Annotated in this window: 18 protein-coding genes, 1 pseudogene and 1 other annotated feature; of the genes and pseudogenes, 9 read left to right on the top strand and 10 right to left on the bottom strand. The window is 48.9% G+C overall.

Going from position 1 to position 15,636, the window contains the following annotated elements; genetic code table 11:
* Positions 1 to 292: 292 nt before the first annotated feature.
* From IEX98_RS08720 to IEX98_RS08710, 3 genes are read right to left on the bottom strand one after another with little or no spacing between them, the layout of a single operon-like run.
* A complete protein-coding gene (locus tag IEX98_RS08720; RefSeq protein WP_188888504.1) occupies positions 293 to 2,368 on the bottom strand; it encodes a peptidoglycan D,D-transpeptidase FtsI family protein in 2,076 nt (691 codons plus the stop codon).
* Positions 2,369 to 2,401: 33 nt separating this feature from the next.
* A complete protein-coding gene (locus tag IEX98_RS08715; RefSeq protein ID WP_188888503.1) occupies positions 2,402 to 3,562 on the bottom strand; it encodes a transglutaminase domain-containing protein in 1,161 nt (386 codons plus the stop codon).
* Positions 3,563 to 3,606: 44 nt separating this feature from the next.
* A complete protein-coding gene (locus IEX98_RS08710; protein WP_188888502.1) occupies positions 3,607 to 4,062 on the bottom strand; it encodes a hypothetical protein in 456 nt (151 codons plus the stop codon).
* 161 nt (positions 4,063 to 4,223) lie between these two features.
* Here IEX98_RS08710 and IEX98_RS08705 point away from each other — a divergent pair, with 161 nt between their 5' ends.
* From IEX98_RS08705 to IEX98_RS08695, 3 genes are all read left to right on the top strand, one after another.
* Positions 4,224 to 5,384 (top strand): MFS transporter, encoded by a 1,161-nt coding sequence (locus IEX98_RS08705; RefSeq protein ID WP_188888501.1) that lies wholly within the window; start codon positions 4,224 to 4,226, stop codon positions 5,382 to 5,384.
* A gap of 106 nt (positions 5,385 to 5,490) precedes the next feature.
* Positions 5,491 to 5,643, top strand: coding sequence for a hypothetical protein (locus IEX98_RS08700; RefSeq protein WP_188888500.1), 153 nt, complete (start codon positions 5,491 to 5,493; stop codon positions 5,641 to 5,643).
* 132 nt (positions 5,644 to 5,775) lie between these two features.
* A complete protein-coding gene (locus IEX98_RS08695; RefSeq protein WP_188888499.1) occupies positions 5,776 to 6,144 on the top strand; it encodes a toprim domain-containing protein in 369 nt (122 codons plus the stop codon).
* Here the strand turns inward: IEX98_RS08695 and IEX98_RS08690 are convergent.
* Genes IEX98_RS08690 through cyoE form a run of 3 tightly spaced genes read right to left on the bottom strand, consistent with a single transcriptional unit; the run spans position 6,135 to position 8,579 of the window.
* The gene (locus IEX98_RS08690; protein ID WP_188888498.1) at positions 6,135 to 7,073 is read right to left on the bottom strand and encodes an AEC family transporter; all 939 of its coding nucleotides are present in this window, start codon (positions 7,071 to 7,073) and stop codon (positions 6,135 to 6,137) included. The two genes, IEX98_RS08695 and IEX98_RS08690, sit on opposite strands and share 10 nt — an antisense overlap.
* 3 nt (positions 7,074 to 7,076) lie before the next feature.
* Positions 7,077 to 7,694, bottom strand: a complete 618-nt coding sequence (locus IEX98_RS08685) for an SCO family protein (RefSeq protein WP_188888497.1) — start codon at positions 7,692 to 7,694, stop codon at positions 7,077 to 7,079.
* A gap of 30 nt (positions 7,695 to 7,724) precedes the next feature.
* Entirely contained in the window at positions 7,725 to 8,579 is an 855-nt protein-coding gene (gene cyoE, locus IEX98_RS08680; protein ID WP_188888496.1) for a heme o synthase, read from the bottom strand.
* A 288-nt stretch (positions 8,580 to 8,867) separates the two neighbouring features.
* Between cyoE and IEX98_RS08675 the strand changes: the two are divergent.
* A pseudogene (locus tag IEX98_RS08675) lies at positions 8,868 to 9,062 on the top strand (cell wall hydrolase); the annotation flags it as partial.
* A gap of 473 nt (positions 9,063 to 9,535) precedes the next feature.
* Positions 9,536 to 10,024, top strand: coding sequence for a spore coat protein GerQ (gerQ, locus tag IEX98_RS08670; protein WP_188888574.1), 489 nt, complete (start codon positions 9,536 to 9,538; stop codon positions 10,022 to 10,024).
* Here the strand turns inward: gerQ and IEX98_RS08665 are convergent.
* Complete coding sequence (locus tag IEX98_RS08665; RefSeq protein ID WP_229692052.1) at positions 10,021 to 10,320, bottom strand: hypothetical protein; 300 nt, start codon at positions 10,318 to 10,320, stop codon at positions 10,021 to 10,023. The genes gerQ and IEX98_RS08665 overlap by 4 nt on opposite strands.
* Before the next feature lie 125 nt (positions 10,321 to 10,445).
* Between IEX98_RS08665 and IEX98_RS08660 the strand changes: the two genes are divergently transcribed.
* Entirely contained in the window at positions 10,446 to 11,432 is a 987-nt protein-coding gene (locus IEX98_RS08660) for a metal-dependent hydrolase (RefSeq protein WP_188888494.1), read from the top strand.
* 152 nt (positions 11,433 to 11,584) lie between these two features.
* Here IEX98_RS08660 and IEX98_RS08655 read toward each other — a convergent pair whose 3' ends face one another.
* Positions 11,585 to 11,812 (bottom strand): alpha/beta-type small acid-soluble spore protein, encoded by a 228-nt coding sequence (locus IEX98_RS08655; RefSeq protein ID WP_188888493.1) that lies wholly within the window; start codon positions 11,810 to 11,812, stop codon positions 11,585 to 11,587.
* 132 nt (positions 11,813 to 11,944) lie between these two features.
* Here IEX98_RS08655 and IEX98_RS08650 point away from each other — a divergent pair, with 132 nt between their 5' ends.
* A complete protein-coding gene (locus IEX98_RS08650) occupies positions 11,945 to 12,115 on the top strand; it encodes a DUF5325 family protein (protein WP_188888492.1) in 171 nt (56 codons plus the stop codon).
* A gap of 48 nt (positions 12,116 to 12,163) precedes the next feature.
* Here IEX98_RS08650 and trpS read toward each other — a convergent pair whose 3' ends face one another.
* Positions 12,164 to 13,150: a tryptophan--tRNA ligase gene (gene trpS / locus IEX98_RS08645; protein ID WP_188888491.1), complete on the bottom strand. Its 987-nt coding sequence runs from the start codon at positions 13,148 to 13,150 to the stop codon at positions 12,164 to 12,166.
* A 69-nt stretch (positions 13,151 to 13,219) separates the two neighbouring features.
* Positions 13,220 to 13,482 (bottom strand) — a binding site (T-box leader).
* A gap of 143 nt (positions 13,483 to 13,625) precedes the next feature.
* Here trpS and IEX98_RS08640 point away from each other — a divergent pair.
* Positions 13,626 to 14,654, top strand: coding sequence for a permease (locus IEX98_RS08640; RefSeq protein ID WP_188888490.1), 1,029 nt, complete (start codon positions 13,626 to 13,628; stop codon positions 14,652 to 14,654).
* A complete protein-coding gene (locus tag IEX98_RS08635; protein WP_188888489.1) occupies positions 14,651 to 15,109 on the top strand; it encodes a DUF1980 domain-containing protein in 459 nt (152 codons plus the stop codon). Before IEX98_RS08640 ends, IEX98_RS08635 begins: the two co-directional genes overlap by 4 nt.
* 34 nt (positions 15,110 to 15,143) lie before the next feature.
* On the opposite strand, the gene IEX98_RS08630 is transcribed toward IEX98_RS08635, so the two are convergent.
* The gene (locus IEX98_RS08630; RefSeq protein WP_188888488.1) at positions 15,144 to 15,566 is read right to left on the bottom strand and encodes an O-methyltransferase; all 423 of its coding nucleotides are present in this window, start codon (positions 15,564 to 15,566) and stop codon (positions 15,144 to 15,146) included.
* Positions 15,567 to 15,636: the final 70 nt, after the last annotated feature.

Here is a 15,636-nt window from a genome sequence, read left to right as displayed (position 1 = left end):
TTCTCGAACAATTCTCATACGTGTTTCTTCTTTCAGTCTTTTGCCACCCATACCGAATCATCTCCCTTTTCTTTATTATAATTTATTTGGATAGGGAGACTCTAGTTTATTTAGGGGGCCTTGGAGCTTTTGCATTTTGATCAGCCAGTGGGTGTACCACGCGTAAAAAAACAGCCCACTCGACACGAATATCGAACGACCATTAGATGTGAAGCAGATCCGCATAAAAAAGCCCGCCAGACGCACGGAGCGACTAACGGGCTTTTCACTTTCATCCTACATCTGCGGTCAATTACTGCGCGGCATTGCCATTAGCAACATTTGTGCCGTCAGCGCCATTAGCTCCGGCATCTGCGTTGTTCGCAGTGTCCTTGCTTTTGCCTGGGACGCCTTTCAAGCCAACTTCATAGTCGTAGGCATCGAAGATTTGACGAGCAATCGGGGCTGCACCCCAGCCGCCGAAACCTCCGTCCGGAATAACGACTGCAACCGCAAGCTTCGGTTTGTCGGCAGGAGCGTAAGCGATAAATACAGCGTTGTCAGCTGTCCGTCCCGCTACGCTTGATTGTGCCGTACCGGTCTTCCGGTTAAATGTATAGGAAACGCCATCGAACCCTTGCACGCCAACCTTCGACATGCCGGTCTCTATTTCTTTCCAGTATGCATCCGGGAAATCTACCGTATTAAGCACTTCCGGTTTAAAGCCTTGCACCAGTTTGCCATCGGATGTTTTGATTTCATTTACAAACTGCGGCTTCATTCGTTTGCCGTGGTTTGCCAGCATCGCTGTGTATTGTGCCAACTGCAGCGGTGTGTATCGAGCCTGTTGACCGAAGGCTGCACGAACAAGTGCCGATTGCGAGCTCGCATTCTCGGCTTCATGATAGTAATCGACCGTACCGGTAATCTCGCCCGGCAAACCGCTGCCAGTCAACACGCCAAGACCAAACTGCTTCATGTAATTGTCCCATTTGTCTACGCCAGCTTTGCCTTTGTACTTCTCATACATGCGATTTCCGACCATAGCTGCCATGAACGGGTTGGACGATTTCTCAATCGCCTTCGCCGGATCTAGCAAGCCGTAGGCATGGTTGCCTGCATTCTTGATCGGCACCTTATGGCCTTCCTTACCGAACAGGAACAATCCGTTATCGTTATAAGTACTCGAAGTTGTAAACAGCTTCTCATTCAACCCGACTAGAACCGAGAGAGGCTTCAGCGTCGATCCCGGCGGAACGAGTGAGGAAGGATGTCTACTCCGCTCTTTATCCGTATCGTATTTCGCATATACCTCCCTGATCGTCCCGTTGCTTAATGCCGTCTTGAAGTTAGCATAATCCTCGGGACTGATGCGTCCGCCGGACCATATATTGGGATCGTAATCAGGCATACTCGCCATTGCTACAACTTTGCCGGTATCAACCTCCATAGCAACAGCATAGCCGATTTTGGCATACTCGGCCCGTTCGCTTCTAGATCCAGATGTACTGATTTTTTTGATCTGATTCACGACAGCTTCCTCGGTCTTCAATTGCACCTGCTGGTTGATAGTCAAATAAATATCCGAACCTTTGGTCGGGTTCGTAATTTCCATTGGACCGATAATGCGCTCGGCATTGTTAACCGGATACTTCTTCAAACCGTTTGTTCCGCGAAGTACATCTTGGTACATTAACTCCAAACCATCGAAGCCGACATCCTCATCATCCAAATACTGATAAAGTTCATCTTCCTCATCTTTTTTTTCTTCGTAGAACGCAAGGCTGTCCCGCGCGCCTTTATATTTTTTCAAATATCCGACCAACTGCACAGCTACCGAATCAGTACTGTAGTTACGTACGCTTTCCTCTACGATATCGATGCCTTTAAATTCGCTGCGATGCTCCATAAAATAAGCGATTTCGTCCAAGGTTAAGCCTGACTTTATCCTTCGAGGCGTGGAAATCGTATTGCGGCGGAAATCGAGGTCCATTTGGCGAATAACATCATCAACAGTCATCGCCTTTTGCGGGTCACCTTTTTCATCAAAAACTTTTACCAGTTTATTAGCAATGTCCAAAGCTTCGGTATTGTTTTTCGTTTTGAAATCTGGCGAAATCGTAAAATACAATGATTGCGTCGATGTCGAATAGGCGATTGGCGTACCATCCGATGCATAGATATTGCCACGGATCGGAGCAATCTTTACACTGCGCGTGCTTTTCTTGCTGCCCTCAGCGCTAAGCTTAGGACCATCTACGAATTGAAGAATGGCAAGTTGAATAATAAGGATGCTAAAAAGAGCAAAAACAACAAAGAAAAAAAAGTTTAACCGAAACGAAAAATGACGGCGATTCGTAATCTCCCGCTTTTGCGGATCGTCGTGCAATGCGCTCACCTCTTGCCTTTAACCAATTTTTTGTTATGCTTCGCGAATATGTGTCTGTTCGAAGCCCGGCGAATTAAACCAATCACCGGATGATGCCCATGTCGCATCGAGCGGAATCCATTTGCCCTGCTCTCCGCCAATCCGGACCTCGTTCCAGGCATGCGGCCCAAAGCCGCCCCGCCCATCGGCACCGAGTCCGGTTACTACTCTGACCTCCAACCCTGAAGCGCGCGCCATAACGGCATACAGTCTTGCCACATCAATACAAACGCCCGTCCTTGTATCGAACGTATTTTGCGGCGTCTGTTCCTTCCAAATGCCCTTCTCCTCATAATTCCGGGCTTTATCCCAATCATACGCAATCCGTGCGCCGAGCCATTCGTACAGAGCTCGTGCTTTCGCTTCATCACCGTCAGCAGACTTCGTAACCTGAAGCGCTGCCTGCTCGATATCGGCGGGAATGGCGTAATCAATGATTTCATATTTACGTTGTAAAATGTTCTGAAATTCGGCCTGCACCGCTTTCGCCAGCACTGGTCCTTGACCTGCCAGCATATCGCCGGCTACCGGCTCCAATACGGCGGCGGCTTCATTGTAGAGCGGCGACCGCTTAATCTCATCGGTCCATATGCCATTCGGTACAAGAGAGACATAAATAAATAAGGCAGCAATAAATACGAAAGCTCGGCCCGCACCGTGCAGAGCGCCAATTAAAGCGCCTGCCGTTCTGCTGGCCGCTCTTCCCCCAGGAATTCCCGAGGCTGCATGACGTCCACGTTCCTGTCGTTCTGATCCCGAGAGCAGCATGCCCAGTACAGGAGTCAGCAGGACAGATACGATCAGCCGGAGAAGCAAATATCCAACCAAGAATAATACCCCAAACCGGAGCAGCGCGAAATCTTTCAAGCTCGTCAGCCATGTATACCAAATCCGCGATAAAGAGCCAAGCTCCTGCTTCGGAACTTCAACGCGGCCAGCTAGCCATTCCGCCAGAACCGGCGAGAGGCTTTCTGCAAGCTTTGCGGCTGCCAGCAAGCAGACAACAATCCATATTCCATCCCATACAAAATAGAAAAGACGCCTCGCAGAACCCGATGCGCCCCTCCTCATCCCTTGCGCAAGAGAAACAATGAGCAGCAGGAGGACGATGAGAGAGACTGGTTCCCAAGACCATAGCGTACGAACCCAATCCATTCTATCACATCCTCCTTGCTTAAGCAGACGGCTATTCCGTCAGGTTACGCTTTGCTGTTTTGTTTCGCTTGGTCAATTAATGTTTGAACCGTATTGTCAATTTTCCAGGTGCCCAGCGGCGTGTTGCGGAAGGATACCGTTACTTCACCGCTTCCCGGTTCGCCTGTCAGAATCAAATTGTCTGTTTTTACAGTGAAGCTTCCGTCGGAATTCGTCGTGAAGGTCGCTTTCTCCACTTCTCCGACCATAGCCGTTACGGCTTCCTGCTTCACACTATCGGCTACCTTCGTGCCGATTGCTTTCAAATCGTCCATGCTGTATCCGCTGTAAATGACGATGCCGACAACGATGACGGCAACAAGCGCCCATTTGACGACGGTCTTAACGATGCGGACGATAAGCAGCAGCACGACGAGCGCTACGGCCAGCAATAGCCAGTGCTCTTTCAGAAACGTGCTCCAAGTGTGCCAATCATAGCTTGAGAAATTCAAAAAATCCAACCTAATCCCCCCTATTATAACGCGGGCGAACCCCCATTATCAAACATTATACCCCACCCAGAATCTACCGTAAACGCCAGCGTCTTGATCTAGCAGACATATCCTGTCCAGCTTTGACGTACAAGTAGATTATGAACGTTAGCGCAAGGAGGATCCGCCCCGTGAAAACAGCTGTATGGCTCTATTTGTTTCTGTTCGTCGCCTTTTTCGATTTGCATGCGCAATATCCGATTCTCACCCCTTTTGCGATTTCGCTTGGGGCCGCCCCGTCCTTTATCGGATTGATGATGGGCATGTACTCGATTACCCATCTTCCCGGCAACATTATCGCAGGCTATGGCGTCGACCGGCTTGGCAGCCGGCTGTTCATCGTGTTCAGCCTTATGGGAGCGGGCATCATCCTGCTTTTTCAATCGCAAGTAACAGACCCTTGGCAGCTGCTGCTGCTTCGCTCCATCAGCGGCTTTGTACTCGCTTTTCTATCCCCTGCCTGCCTTGCTCTGCTTGCCAAGCTGACAACGAACCGGGCCGAGCAGAGCAAGCTGATGGCCGGCAACGGCTTCGTGCATACGCTGGCTACCGTCGTGTCGCCGGCCGCAGGAGCTTACATGGTCGCCAAGATCGGCTTCACAACAGCTTTCTACATGCTGGGTTGGGTGTTGATCGTCACCTCGATATGCGCGCTTATATTCATTAAAGATATTAAAGCCGCAGCAGAGGAATTACCGCCTGAGAACAGCAAATCCAAAATTGTAACGCGGATCGAAGCCGCACCCATTCCATGGCTCGTCTTCATCTTGCCGATTGCAACCAGTTGCGCGCAAGGCATCCTTTCCTTCGAGCTTCCGCTAATGGCCAGTACGAAAGAAGGAATGATGACGACCGGCTTACTCTTCTCAGTCGTAAGCGTCGGCGCGCTCATTACGCTAAGCATGCTGTTCCTGAACAGGATTCCAGCATTTCATCGAACGTTATGGGGCTCGCTCATTCTGGCGCTCATCTATTTTCTCATTGCGGCAGGCACGCCCCTTCCATTTGCCCTTATGCTGCTGTTCGTCGGCATGGGCAAAGGGATTATCATTCCGGCAATCCCTATGCTGCTCATTGAGCTAAGCGGCGGAGCCCGGTATGGCCGAACTTTCTCAGTACTCGCGATAGCCTACTCCATTGGCGCCTTCATCGGTCCTATGCTTGCGGGGCAGCTGCGGGACTATCTATCGCCCTACTATATCGCCTTCCTTGCTCTAATGATCGCCGTAATGGTATTGCCGTTTCACACCAGGCGCCCTTACACCTCTCGCACCCATTTTTCTCAAAACTAGGTAAACACACAAGGCTAATATCACTCCTATACATACAATGAGGTATGTCAAACGGCAGCTAATGCCCAATGACCCTGACTATCGGAAAGAGGGGTGAAGTTTTAAAATGTCCCAATTTGTAGGCGGTTCTAACAACCATCAACATCAAAGCGATAATCGCGGCCAGCATGGCCACCATCATCACCATCGTGAATCGAACATTGGACTCATACTTGTATTGTTCATCCTGCTCGTCATCATTTTCTGCACATTCTGCTAACCCTGCTTTTATTGAATAAAAGAAGCGTCCTAGGCTGCTCCATTCATTGGAGCGGCAGGGACGCTTTTTTTTGAGCGGAAATGGTAAACTATAAATGCAATGCATTCCCCGCTGCAAAGGAGTGAACGCGTTATGGAAATCGCGATTATTGTCGAAGGGAAAAACGATAAAAGCCGGTTACGCAGAGTGCTGCATGAAGCCGTCCCCATCTACTGCACATTTGGAACGCCGGGACCGGAGCAGTTAGAGCGCCTTCGCAAGCAAGCAGGAAATAAACAGGTATACCTGTTCACCGATAATGACAGTTCCGGCAAACGAATCCGGGGCATGCTTCGCGATTTGTTTCCCGATGCCGAGCACATCTATACCCGCCGCGGTTATCCAGGCGTCGAGCATACACCGGAGGATTATTTAATCGAGCAATTAGAAAAAGCGGGCCTCGAGGAACATATTATGTACCCTGAGCCCGCCCCTGGTTGGACCAAAGAGGATCAAATATGAAGAATATAGATGACAAAGGCTACCGTCACGATACTCAGCACGGTCGATAGAAAGACAGCTTGAGAAGCAAATTCCGCCTCATTGTCGAACTCGACCGCTAACAGTACGCTGCTTAAGGAGGTCGGTACGGCAGAGGACACGATCAAAGCAGCGGCCATCATTTTATCAATCTCGATAAAGGCATTTAATGCCCAAATAATGAGAGCAGCCAGAGCCGGACCAATAATTAACCTTAAGAAGTTGGAAAGAATGACGTTAGAGAATAACCTCCGGTCCCATCTCCACTTCATACTGCCAAGCTGTACGCCCAGCGTGAGAAGCGCCGTTCCAATGAAGGCATTCGCCAAGTAGACGATCGGTGTTTCCACCGGCTGAGGAAGCTTAATGCCGAAGCCGTTAAATATAAAGGCTAACGGAATGACATAAATGATCGGTTGGGACAAAATCGTCCGCATCGTCGAACGCAGATCAAGCTTATGAGCGTTGACGCTGTAAATGCCGTATGTATTCGGAAGCAATGATTGCGTGACCATGACGATAATCTGCACGGACAGTGTATACGGATTGGCTGCAAAAGCCAATTGGTTGAGCGGAATGCCATAGTTTGCGCTGTTATAAAACAGAACGCTGTTGCGCATCGCCCCTCTCATGCCGCCCTTCAAGCCTCTCAGCTTGACGGCCAGTTCGACGACGGCTCCTTGCAGCACGAGAAAAACAACGGCGAACAGCAGCACTTTGCCGATCAACTGGGCAGAAATCTTGGTCGTATAGAGCAAATTAAAAATAACGGCCGGCGAAAATACATAGAAATTAAGCTTCGACAACGTCTTGATATCCAAAGAAAAAAGCCGCTGCATTGTGAAGCCAACAGCTATCATCAATGTGAGCGGCAATACATTTGTCCATAAAATATGAAGCAAAATGTCCATTTACTATTCCTTAGCCAGCAGCTTCAAGTCAGATGCGAGCTGCTCTGGCGTCAACTCTTCGTCATTGCCGCTAATCCATTTGCGAATTTGGCCTTTTTTATCAACGAGCGTAATAACATTAAAGTGAATAAAGGAATTGTTCGCCTCATCCTTTTTCACACCAACGCCAAAATCTTGAGCAAGCTTCATTGTTGCTGCTTCTTCCCCCCGTAAAAACAGCCAGCCTGCACCCGGCTCCGCGAAATTACGTTCCGCGAATGCGCGAATCACTTCCGGCGTATCTCGCTCAGGGTCAAACGTTATCGACATCATTTCCGCAGTCTTGCCTAGCACGCCGTCCTTTTGAAGCAAGTCCTGCGTCTCGGACAGAAGGAATGTCGTAGGCGGACATACGTCTGGACAGTTGGCGAAATAGAAATAAACCAACCTTGCCTTGCCGTTTGTCGAATCCAGCGATACTTCATTGCCGTCGATATCATTCAACGTAAATGCAGGCGCTGCTTGAAGTACAGGCAGCGACTCTTTTTGATTTCCAAAATAGGTTACTGATAAATAAATACCCATAGCCGCGCATAATGCCAACACGGCGATTTTGAAGCTGTGCTTTTTCAAAAACAACATGCCTCGTTTATCCTCCCCACAGTAAGACCATTATTTAATCGTATTGGCGATCATGACAATAAATACAACCATCAAGTAGTTGACCGAAATTAGAAAATTGACTTTCGCCCATTTCTCATCATTGGCAGCTTTCAATCCCATTATTGTGTGTACGGCCCAAATAACGCTCGCCAATACAGAAATAATCAGGAACACGATACCCGCGTAACCGTAAGTGTAAAGCAAAATACAGGTTGGAATTAGCAGAACCGTGTACGGAATCATTTGCAGCTTTGTCCGCTTGATGCCTTTGACGACTGGAAGAAGCGGATATTGTGCCGCCCGATACTCCTCCACCCGGCGAATGCCAAGCGACCAGAAGTGCGGCGGCTGCCACAGGAACAGGAAGGCAAACAACAGCCACGCTCCTGCATCCACTTCCGATGTTACAGCACAATAGCCCAGCACCGGCGGCATAGCTCCAGAAATACCGCCGATCGAGGTGCTCCAGGTCGACGATCTTTTGAGCCATATTGTATAGATGAAGATGTAGACGAACCAACCGAGAAAGCCTAGCCAGCCGGTCAAAGGATTGACGAGCAGAAACAGTACGGCTAGTCCAATGACACCAAGCGCGATGCCATAGGAGAGTACGAATCCCGGCGTTAATCGCCCCGTTGGAAGCGCACGGTTTTTCGTCCGTTCCATCTTCTGGTCCAGTTCCCGGTCCCAGTAATTATTAATGACGCATGCGGAAGCGATTGTAATCGTAGATCCGATTACGACCCACAACAGCGCCAGCCAGTCGATATTCCACTTCGATGCTACCCAGAAACCGCCGATAGCGGCGAAAACATTCATTCTGAGCAGCCGCGGTTTTGTTAATGCAATCAAGTCTTTAAACACGAAGCGAGCCTCCTAAGGTATGCCGCAAAACGCAAGTTTGGCGCCTAAACATTTCATTGATGAATCGTTCTTTATCATACCGAAAAAAGATGGCAATGACAACGTTCATGCTTATTGTTCATCAATTCGCCACTCAAATTGTGACAAATAATTTGGAACCCTTTTGCTGGGCGCTCAATACACTGAGTATGTAGTTTAACGCCTATAAAAACGGCTTGAAGCGGCCAGTATGAACGCGAAGGGAAGTGAAAGGCCAACGCTATAGCAATTGCTTGGATTATAAAAAAAGCGAGAGAAAGCGATATCCGTTTCGCCCAATGGGGCATGAGCGGCGAGCGCCAACACCCGGCATCGAATGCGCTTTGGTTTTTCCGTCCGGCCGGAGGCTGCCCGGGTACATGGTATGACCAAGCGAACAGTGGACGCTATAAAGCGCACTGCTTCTTTATTGCAACGCCAGAAGACTGTCCGAGCGTTTACTAGCAACCTTTTCATTTCCAAGATCGAAAGCGAGGAACAACAGAATGTCTAAAGGTTATGATTACAAAGGCGGGGTAAGCCCAGTCCACACAGACGGATACGGCAATTATGGAAATGTGGGCGGAGCAACACAGGGCTATGGCTATCCGAGCGGTCAGACCGCTACACTGCCAGCTTCCAAAGAAGCTAACGCTTCCGCTGTTCTGCCGGCATCGAAAGCCCCTAATACACCTGCGACCTTGCCCGCTTCCTGGGGTCCAAACATGATGCCCAATGCGATGACACCTAACTGGATGCCAAATGCGATGGGATCAAATGTTATGCCGAACATGATGCCCAATGCGATGGGATCAAATGTTATGCCGAACATGATGCCCAATGCGATGGGATCAAATGTTATGCCGAACATGATGCCCAATGCGATGGGATCAAATGTTATGCCGAACATGATGCCCAATGCGATGGGACCAAATGTTATGCCAAACATGATGCCGAATGCGATGGGGCCAAACGCCATGCCAAACATGATGCCAAATGCGATGCCGAACATGATGCCCATGATGATGGGCAAAAACGCTCCGATGGTTGGGGCTCAAGCCTCTCCGCCTATGGTGCCTAGCGGCTCCTTTATTAATTCTCAAGGGGGCAATATCGTTGCGGTTCCTGTAGCGGAAGAATCGTATGTAGAAAATATTTTGCGCCTGAACCGGGGCAAAATGGCTAGCTTCTACATGACTTACGAGAACAACCGGGAGTGGAACGCTAAAATTTTCCGCGGCATTATCGAAGCTGCCGGACGTGATCACATCATCATCAGCGACCCGTCGACCGGAATGCGCTATCTGCTTCTGATGCTGAATCTGGATTATGTAACCTTTGACGGGCCTATCCAATACGAGTATCCGTTCGAAGGAGGCGTAGTCACCAACACCACGCCTATGAATAACCGTGAAGAAGAAATCTAACTGCTTTGCGTACCAGCGGGCTTGAAACTCCAGACATGCATCTTGCCCGCACCGCCGATAATCCATTCGGATACGCGATACCAAGGAGAACGCTCGCTGCAGCGTTCTTTTTTTATTTGCTCGGCTTCCGCCTCATTGTCCGCATACCAAATTTCCACGAATAGATTTATTTGATCTGTTCCTTCATATAAATGTACATGTTTCTGCTCTTTAAGCAGTTGCTCGGTATAGGCTAAAAATTCTGCCCGGCTGTGCTCTTCAATCTTGTATTCTGCAAAACATATCGATTGCATCATGCTCCAGCTCCTTCCTTTCCAAATTATACTGGCTTCCGTTCCATTGATAAAGTCGCTTCTCTCCGTTGATACTACATCTAACTCGCGGATTCAACGCAGCGCAACCTAAGAAGGAGGACCACACCGTGGATACAGGCACGCATCTTGTAATGGGCATCGGTTTGGCCGGTCTGGCAACCGTCGATCCCGTTATTGCTTCCAATCCCTCGATTCACACTGCCGTCTTAATCGGCACCATAGTCGGTTCGCAAGCACCTGACTTCGATACCATACTGCGTCTTAAAGGCAATGCCAGCTACATCCGCAACCATCGCGGCGTCTCCCATTCCTTGCCCGCAATCGCCATATGGACCGTGCTTATTACGGCCATTCTTCAATTGGTCTACCGAGGAAGCCTGCCTTGGCTTCATATCGGTTCCTGGGTATTGCTCGCGGTATGTGTTCACGTATTCACCGACCTATTCAATGCTTACGGCACACAGGCTATGCGTCCCTTCACTGACAAATGGATTTCGTGGAATATCATCCATATTTTCGATCCATTTATTTTCATCACCCATATCGTCGCCATCGGGCTTTGGGCAATAGGATTATGGAGTGCCGCAGCAATTTTCACCGCGCTCTACGCTCTTACGGTTGTTTACTTCATTTGGCGAACGGTTGCGCAGCGATCGACGCTCCGAACGGTTCAGAAGCTTGATTCGCAAAAAAAGGCTTCCGACATCCATATCGTGATTCCGACCATCTCACTCACCGGCTGGAATGTCGTGAAGCATATTGAGGACGGCAGCTATAAAATAGGCGAGCTCAGGGGCGGGAAATTAAATTGGGTAGACCAAGTGAAATGCTCCGATCACCCTGCCGTCGCCAACTCGAGAAATGACCCGGCCATTCGCTCCTTCCTTTACTTCACCAAGTTTGCATGTGCCGAAGTAAAGGAGCATAATTGGGGATATGAGGTGCGCTGGTCTGACGTGCGCTACCGGCATCGCAAGCAGTATCCGTTTGTTGGCGTTCTTCTCATGGATCGTGACTATCAAACGGTCGGCTCCTATGTAGGCTGGCTAAGCGATGAACGGTTAATGAAACGGCTGCGGATGAACTCTTATTAATGAAGAAATGATTGGTATTGACTCAAGAAAGCCCCTGATGGACAATAAAAGGGGCTTTCTTATTGTGTTGTTTGTTGTGTAACGGAATAAAAGCTAAAAAAGCTCAAGGTTTCCCTTGAGCCTTAGGTAAAACTCATTGTGTATAGAAAAGTTTAGCGAAGGTTGCTGGAACCGCCGGACAGTTGTTGCTCGGCAATTTGTACAAGCTTTTTAGTAATGTATCCGCCCAATGAACCTGCATCTCGTGTCGAAACGTTACCATAGTAACCGTCCGCTGGAATTTGCACACCAAGCTCTTGTGCTGCTTCAATTTTCATTTGATTGAGAGCTTGTTGAGCTTGAGGTACCACCAATTGATTGCTGCTTTTGTTGCTAGCCATGCGGAATTTCTCCTTTCAGTATAGGAACTTTTGTGTGTTTTGCAAGCTTGCAAACTTATTATGCTCACCCATTCGCAAACTATGCTACATTCTAAAATTATTTTATTTATCGCTATGAAGGAGAGTTTGAACATGTCCAAACCGATGTCTTTGTTGTTCGCCGTCCTGTCCGTCCTATTCATGCTGGCAACCGCCGTATCCATTTCCATCAACGGCTGGCTGGCTCTGTTAATGGCCGTTCTAACGCTGTTTATGATCGGCAGCGGCTTTATCGTCAAAGCGAGATTGCGGCGGCGGGGATAACGAGAAAAGGGCCGGCGCGATATTCGCGCCGGCCCTTTCTCTAATTCACTATCTAGGGGCGATAAAGCCCATTCTTTCTTTTACTTCGGCGACCGTACGGTTTGCGATAACGGCTGCCCGCTCGGCGCCTTGCTTCAGAATGTTATGAATTTCCCCGGAGCTGCGAATTTCATTGTACCTCGTTTGCAGCGGCTCCAGCACCGCGACAACGTGCTCCGCCAAATCTTTTTTGAACGGACCATAGCCCTGCCCTTCGTAACGGGCTTCAATCTCTTGCATCGGCAAATTTGCGCAATGCGAGTAGATGCTCATCAGATTGCTAATCTCCGGTTTATTCGCAGGATCGTATTTAACCTCACGTCCCGAATCCGTCGTTGCACGGCTAATTTTTTTACGAACGACATCCGGCGGATCAAGCAGCGCAATGAAGCTTCCTGCGTTCGGATTGCTCTTGCTCATCTTCTTGCTGGCATCGTCCAAAGACATAATCCGCGCGCCTACTTTCGGCATATAAGGTTCCGGAATTGTGAAATATTCGCCAAAGCGGAAGTTAAAGCGTTGCGCCAAATCACGAGTAAGCTCCAGATGCTGCTTCTGGTCCTCGCCTACCGGCACAAGATTCGAATTATAGACAAGAATATCGGCCGCCATCAGTGACGGATAGACAAATAGCCCGGCGCCAACGGAATCCTTGCCAGCAGACTTGTCTTTGAATTGTGTCATCCGCTCAAGCTCGCCCATATTTGTGAGCGTCGTCAACAACCATCCCAGCTCCGCATGCGCGGGAACATGTGATTGTACGAACACATTCGCTTTGGACGGATCGATCCCTGCCGCAATAAACAATGCCGCTACCGCTTCCGTTTGCTCGCGCAAATTAGCCGGCTCCTGCGGCACTGTTATCGCATGAAGATCCACGACCATGAAGAAGCATTCCTCTGTATGCTGCAGCTTGACGAAATTTTGCATCGCTCCGATATAGTTCCCCAGCGTAAGCTGACCGCTTGGCTGAATGCCTGACAATACTCTACCCATCGTTATCGACTCCTTTTAAACTTTTAATCACTGTTCATACCTGTTTATAAACGCAGAAAATCCCCCGCCGCAAGGGACGAGGGACCGTGGTGCCACCCTAATTCGCTATTGCTGTATCGCTGCCTAATCGGTGGTTAGCGTCTACTGGCAAAAGCCTTCATTTGTTCCGTAACGGAGAACAACCGGATAAGCATAGACGGTACCGATCATACCGCTTTCCGCTCTCCGCTCCGGGATCCATTCAGTCATTAGGCTTGCACCGGTTCGCACCAACCACCGGCTCTCTGGACGCATCAACACCTATGCCTACTTATTCCCATCATCGCATTTACAACGATTATACCTTCCCAAGAAGGAAAGTCAAGGGATATGAAAAATTATCCAAATTCGTATATCCGATAAAGTTGTCCTATCTCTTCTCCTCCCGCATAGACTGATTAATAATTAATTCGCACCGGTTCAGAGGAGTCGTTCTATGACTAAATTCGTTTTAAAATTCGGGCCTCCGCTGCTTGGTGTAGGCTGTCTCATTATGTTGTCGCTCTTGATTACGAACCAGCCCTGGTCGAAAACACTGCTTCACGATCCTAATTTGCAAACCTTTAAAACGTTGTTTCTATCCCTTATATTAGAAACTTTCCCGTTTATTTTGCTTGGTGTTTTGTTCTCAGCGCTGCTGCAAGTATTCGTAACCGACGATATGATTCGAAAGTTTACCCCTCGCAACCCTGTTGTTGGTATCCTGTTTGGCGCTCTTCTCGGCTTGTTGTTCCCGTTATGCGAATGCGGCATGATTCCCGTCGTTCGCCGTCTGATCCGGAAAGGAATGCCGGCCTATATCGGAATTGTCTACTTGGTCGCTGGACCAATCGTCAATCCTATTGTATTTACTTCCACTTATTCGGCCTTTCGTTCAGCGCCAATCATCGCGTACTCCCGGATCGGACTAGCTTTTGTCATATCCGTCATAATCGGATTGCTTTTCTATCGCTTCATGCGTTCCAACCCGCTTAAAGAAGAGCATAAATCGGTATTTATCCATGAAGGAGCCGATCATCATGGACCTTCGGAAACATCCCATTCAGTCCGCTATGGCTGGGGTTCCCGATTGTCAGCAACGCTTGGACACGCCGCCGACGAATTTTTCGAGATGGGCAAATATTTAATTTTCGGTGCCATGCTAACGGCAGTCATTCAGACCTTTATTAATAAAAGCGTCCTTATCGCCGTCGCCGATCAGCCCTTATTCTCCTATCTGTTCATGATGGGCTTCGCTTTCCTGCTGTCTCTGTGCTCCACTTCCGACGCTTTTATCGCCGCTTCCTTCAACGGCATATTCGGTACAGGTCCGCTGCTGGCTTTCCTTGTCTTTGGACCGATGATCGATTTGAAAAATACGATGATGCTGCTTTCCGCCTTTAAGCTCAAAATCGTAGCCGCGCTCATTGCGTTGACCTTTACCCTGGTTTTGGCGGGAGCCTGGCTTATGGAGGTATTGCTATGAATGACCGCTGGATAAGAGCGGCATTGCTATCTGGCTTCGCGATGCTGATTGCCTACTTTCATCATACCGGGCAGCTTTCTTCGTTCGTAGAGCCCAGTATGGAGCTTTACGTAAAGCTTTCCTCGCTTGGCTTGCTGGCAGCTGCTATTCACCAAGCGTATGAAGCACTCCGGCCAGACCCTACGCATTCCGTCATCGACTGTGAATGCGGGCACGACCATCATCACGGGCATAAACACGAACATCACGAGCATGAGCACGGGCATGAAGGTCATTCTCATGCAAGCGGCGGAATTAAAAGCCTGCTCATTTACGGACTGTTTTTGCTGCCTTTGCTTTTAGGCTATCTGCTGCCGAGCTCCACCTCAGCCAACGATCACGCCTTTCACCAGCATACGCATGATCACGGCCAAGACCATATTAGAGAACCAGATGACAGCAAAAAGGACCGCTGATTAGGATCAGCGGTCCTTTTTGCCTTCTCTTCCACTAGGATTCCATATTATCTCGGTAATTCTCGCGCATAGATGGAGCTTTTGGCTGATAACGATAGCTCCAATTCGACGTATTGTAATTGGACTCGTAACAGATGCTAGCCGACCAAGTCCCCGAACTCGGCCTGACAGCGAAATCATACATTATTTCCCCATGTGTCCAATTGCGTCTGAACTGCAAAGCATCAATAGCCATTTTCCGAAAAGCTTGTACTTGCGTAGGTGTCATCCCCCGCTCCCGCTTCTCAAAACTCCCGTTTTTGCTTTCGATCGGGTTCTGGCGGAGGCCAAATTTTCCGATTGCATTGTTACGGATATGAATCATTACGGTACCCGAAGGTGAATTCACCAGCTCTTCCTCCAGCTGTTTAAATACGAAATCGACTTGCCTTGCCAACGGCATAGCATCCATATTCATACTAATTTTCCTCCTTTCTATAATTAAACCTTATGTTTACAACTAGTTCTCAAGTATGATTATATGTCCC

The sequence above is a fragment of the Paenibacillus radicis (ex Gao et al. 2016) genome, from assembly GCF_014641555.1.
Taxonomy (GTDB): Bacteria; Bacillota; Bacilli; order Paenibacillales; family Paenibacillaceae; genus Pristimantibacillus; species Pristimantibacillus radicis.
Note: the sequence above shows the minus strand (reverse complement) of the source record. Positions and strands in the feature narration are given on the sequence as shown.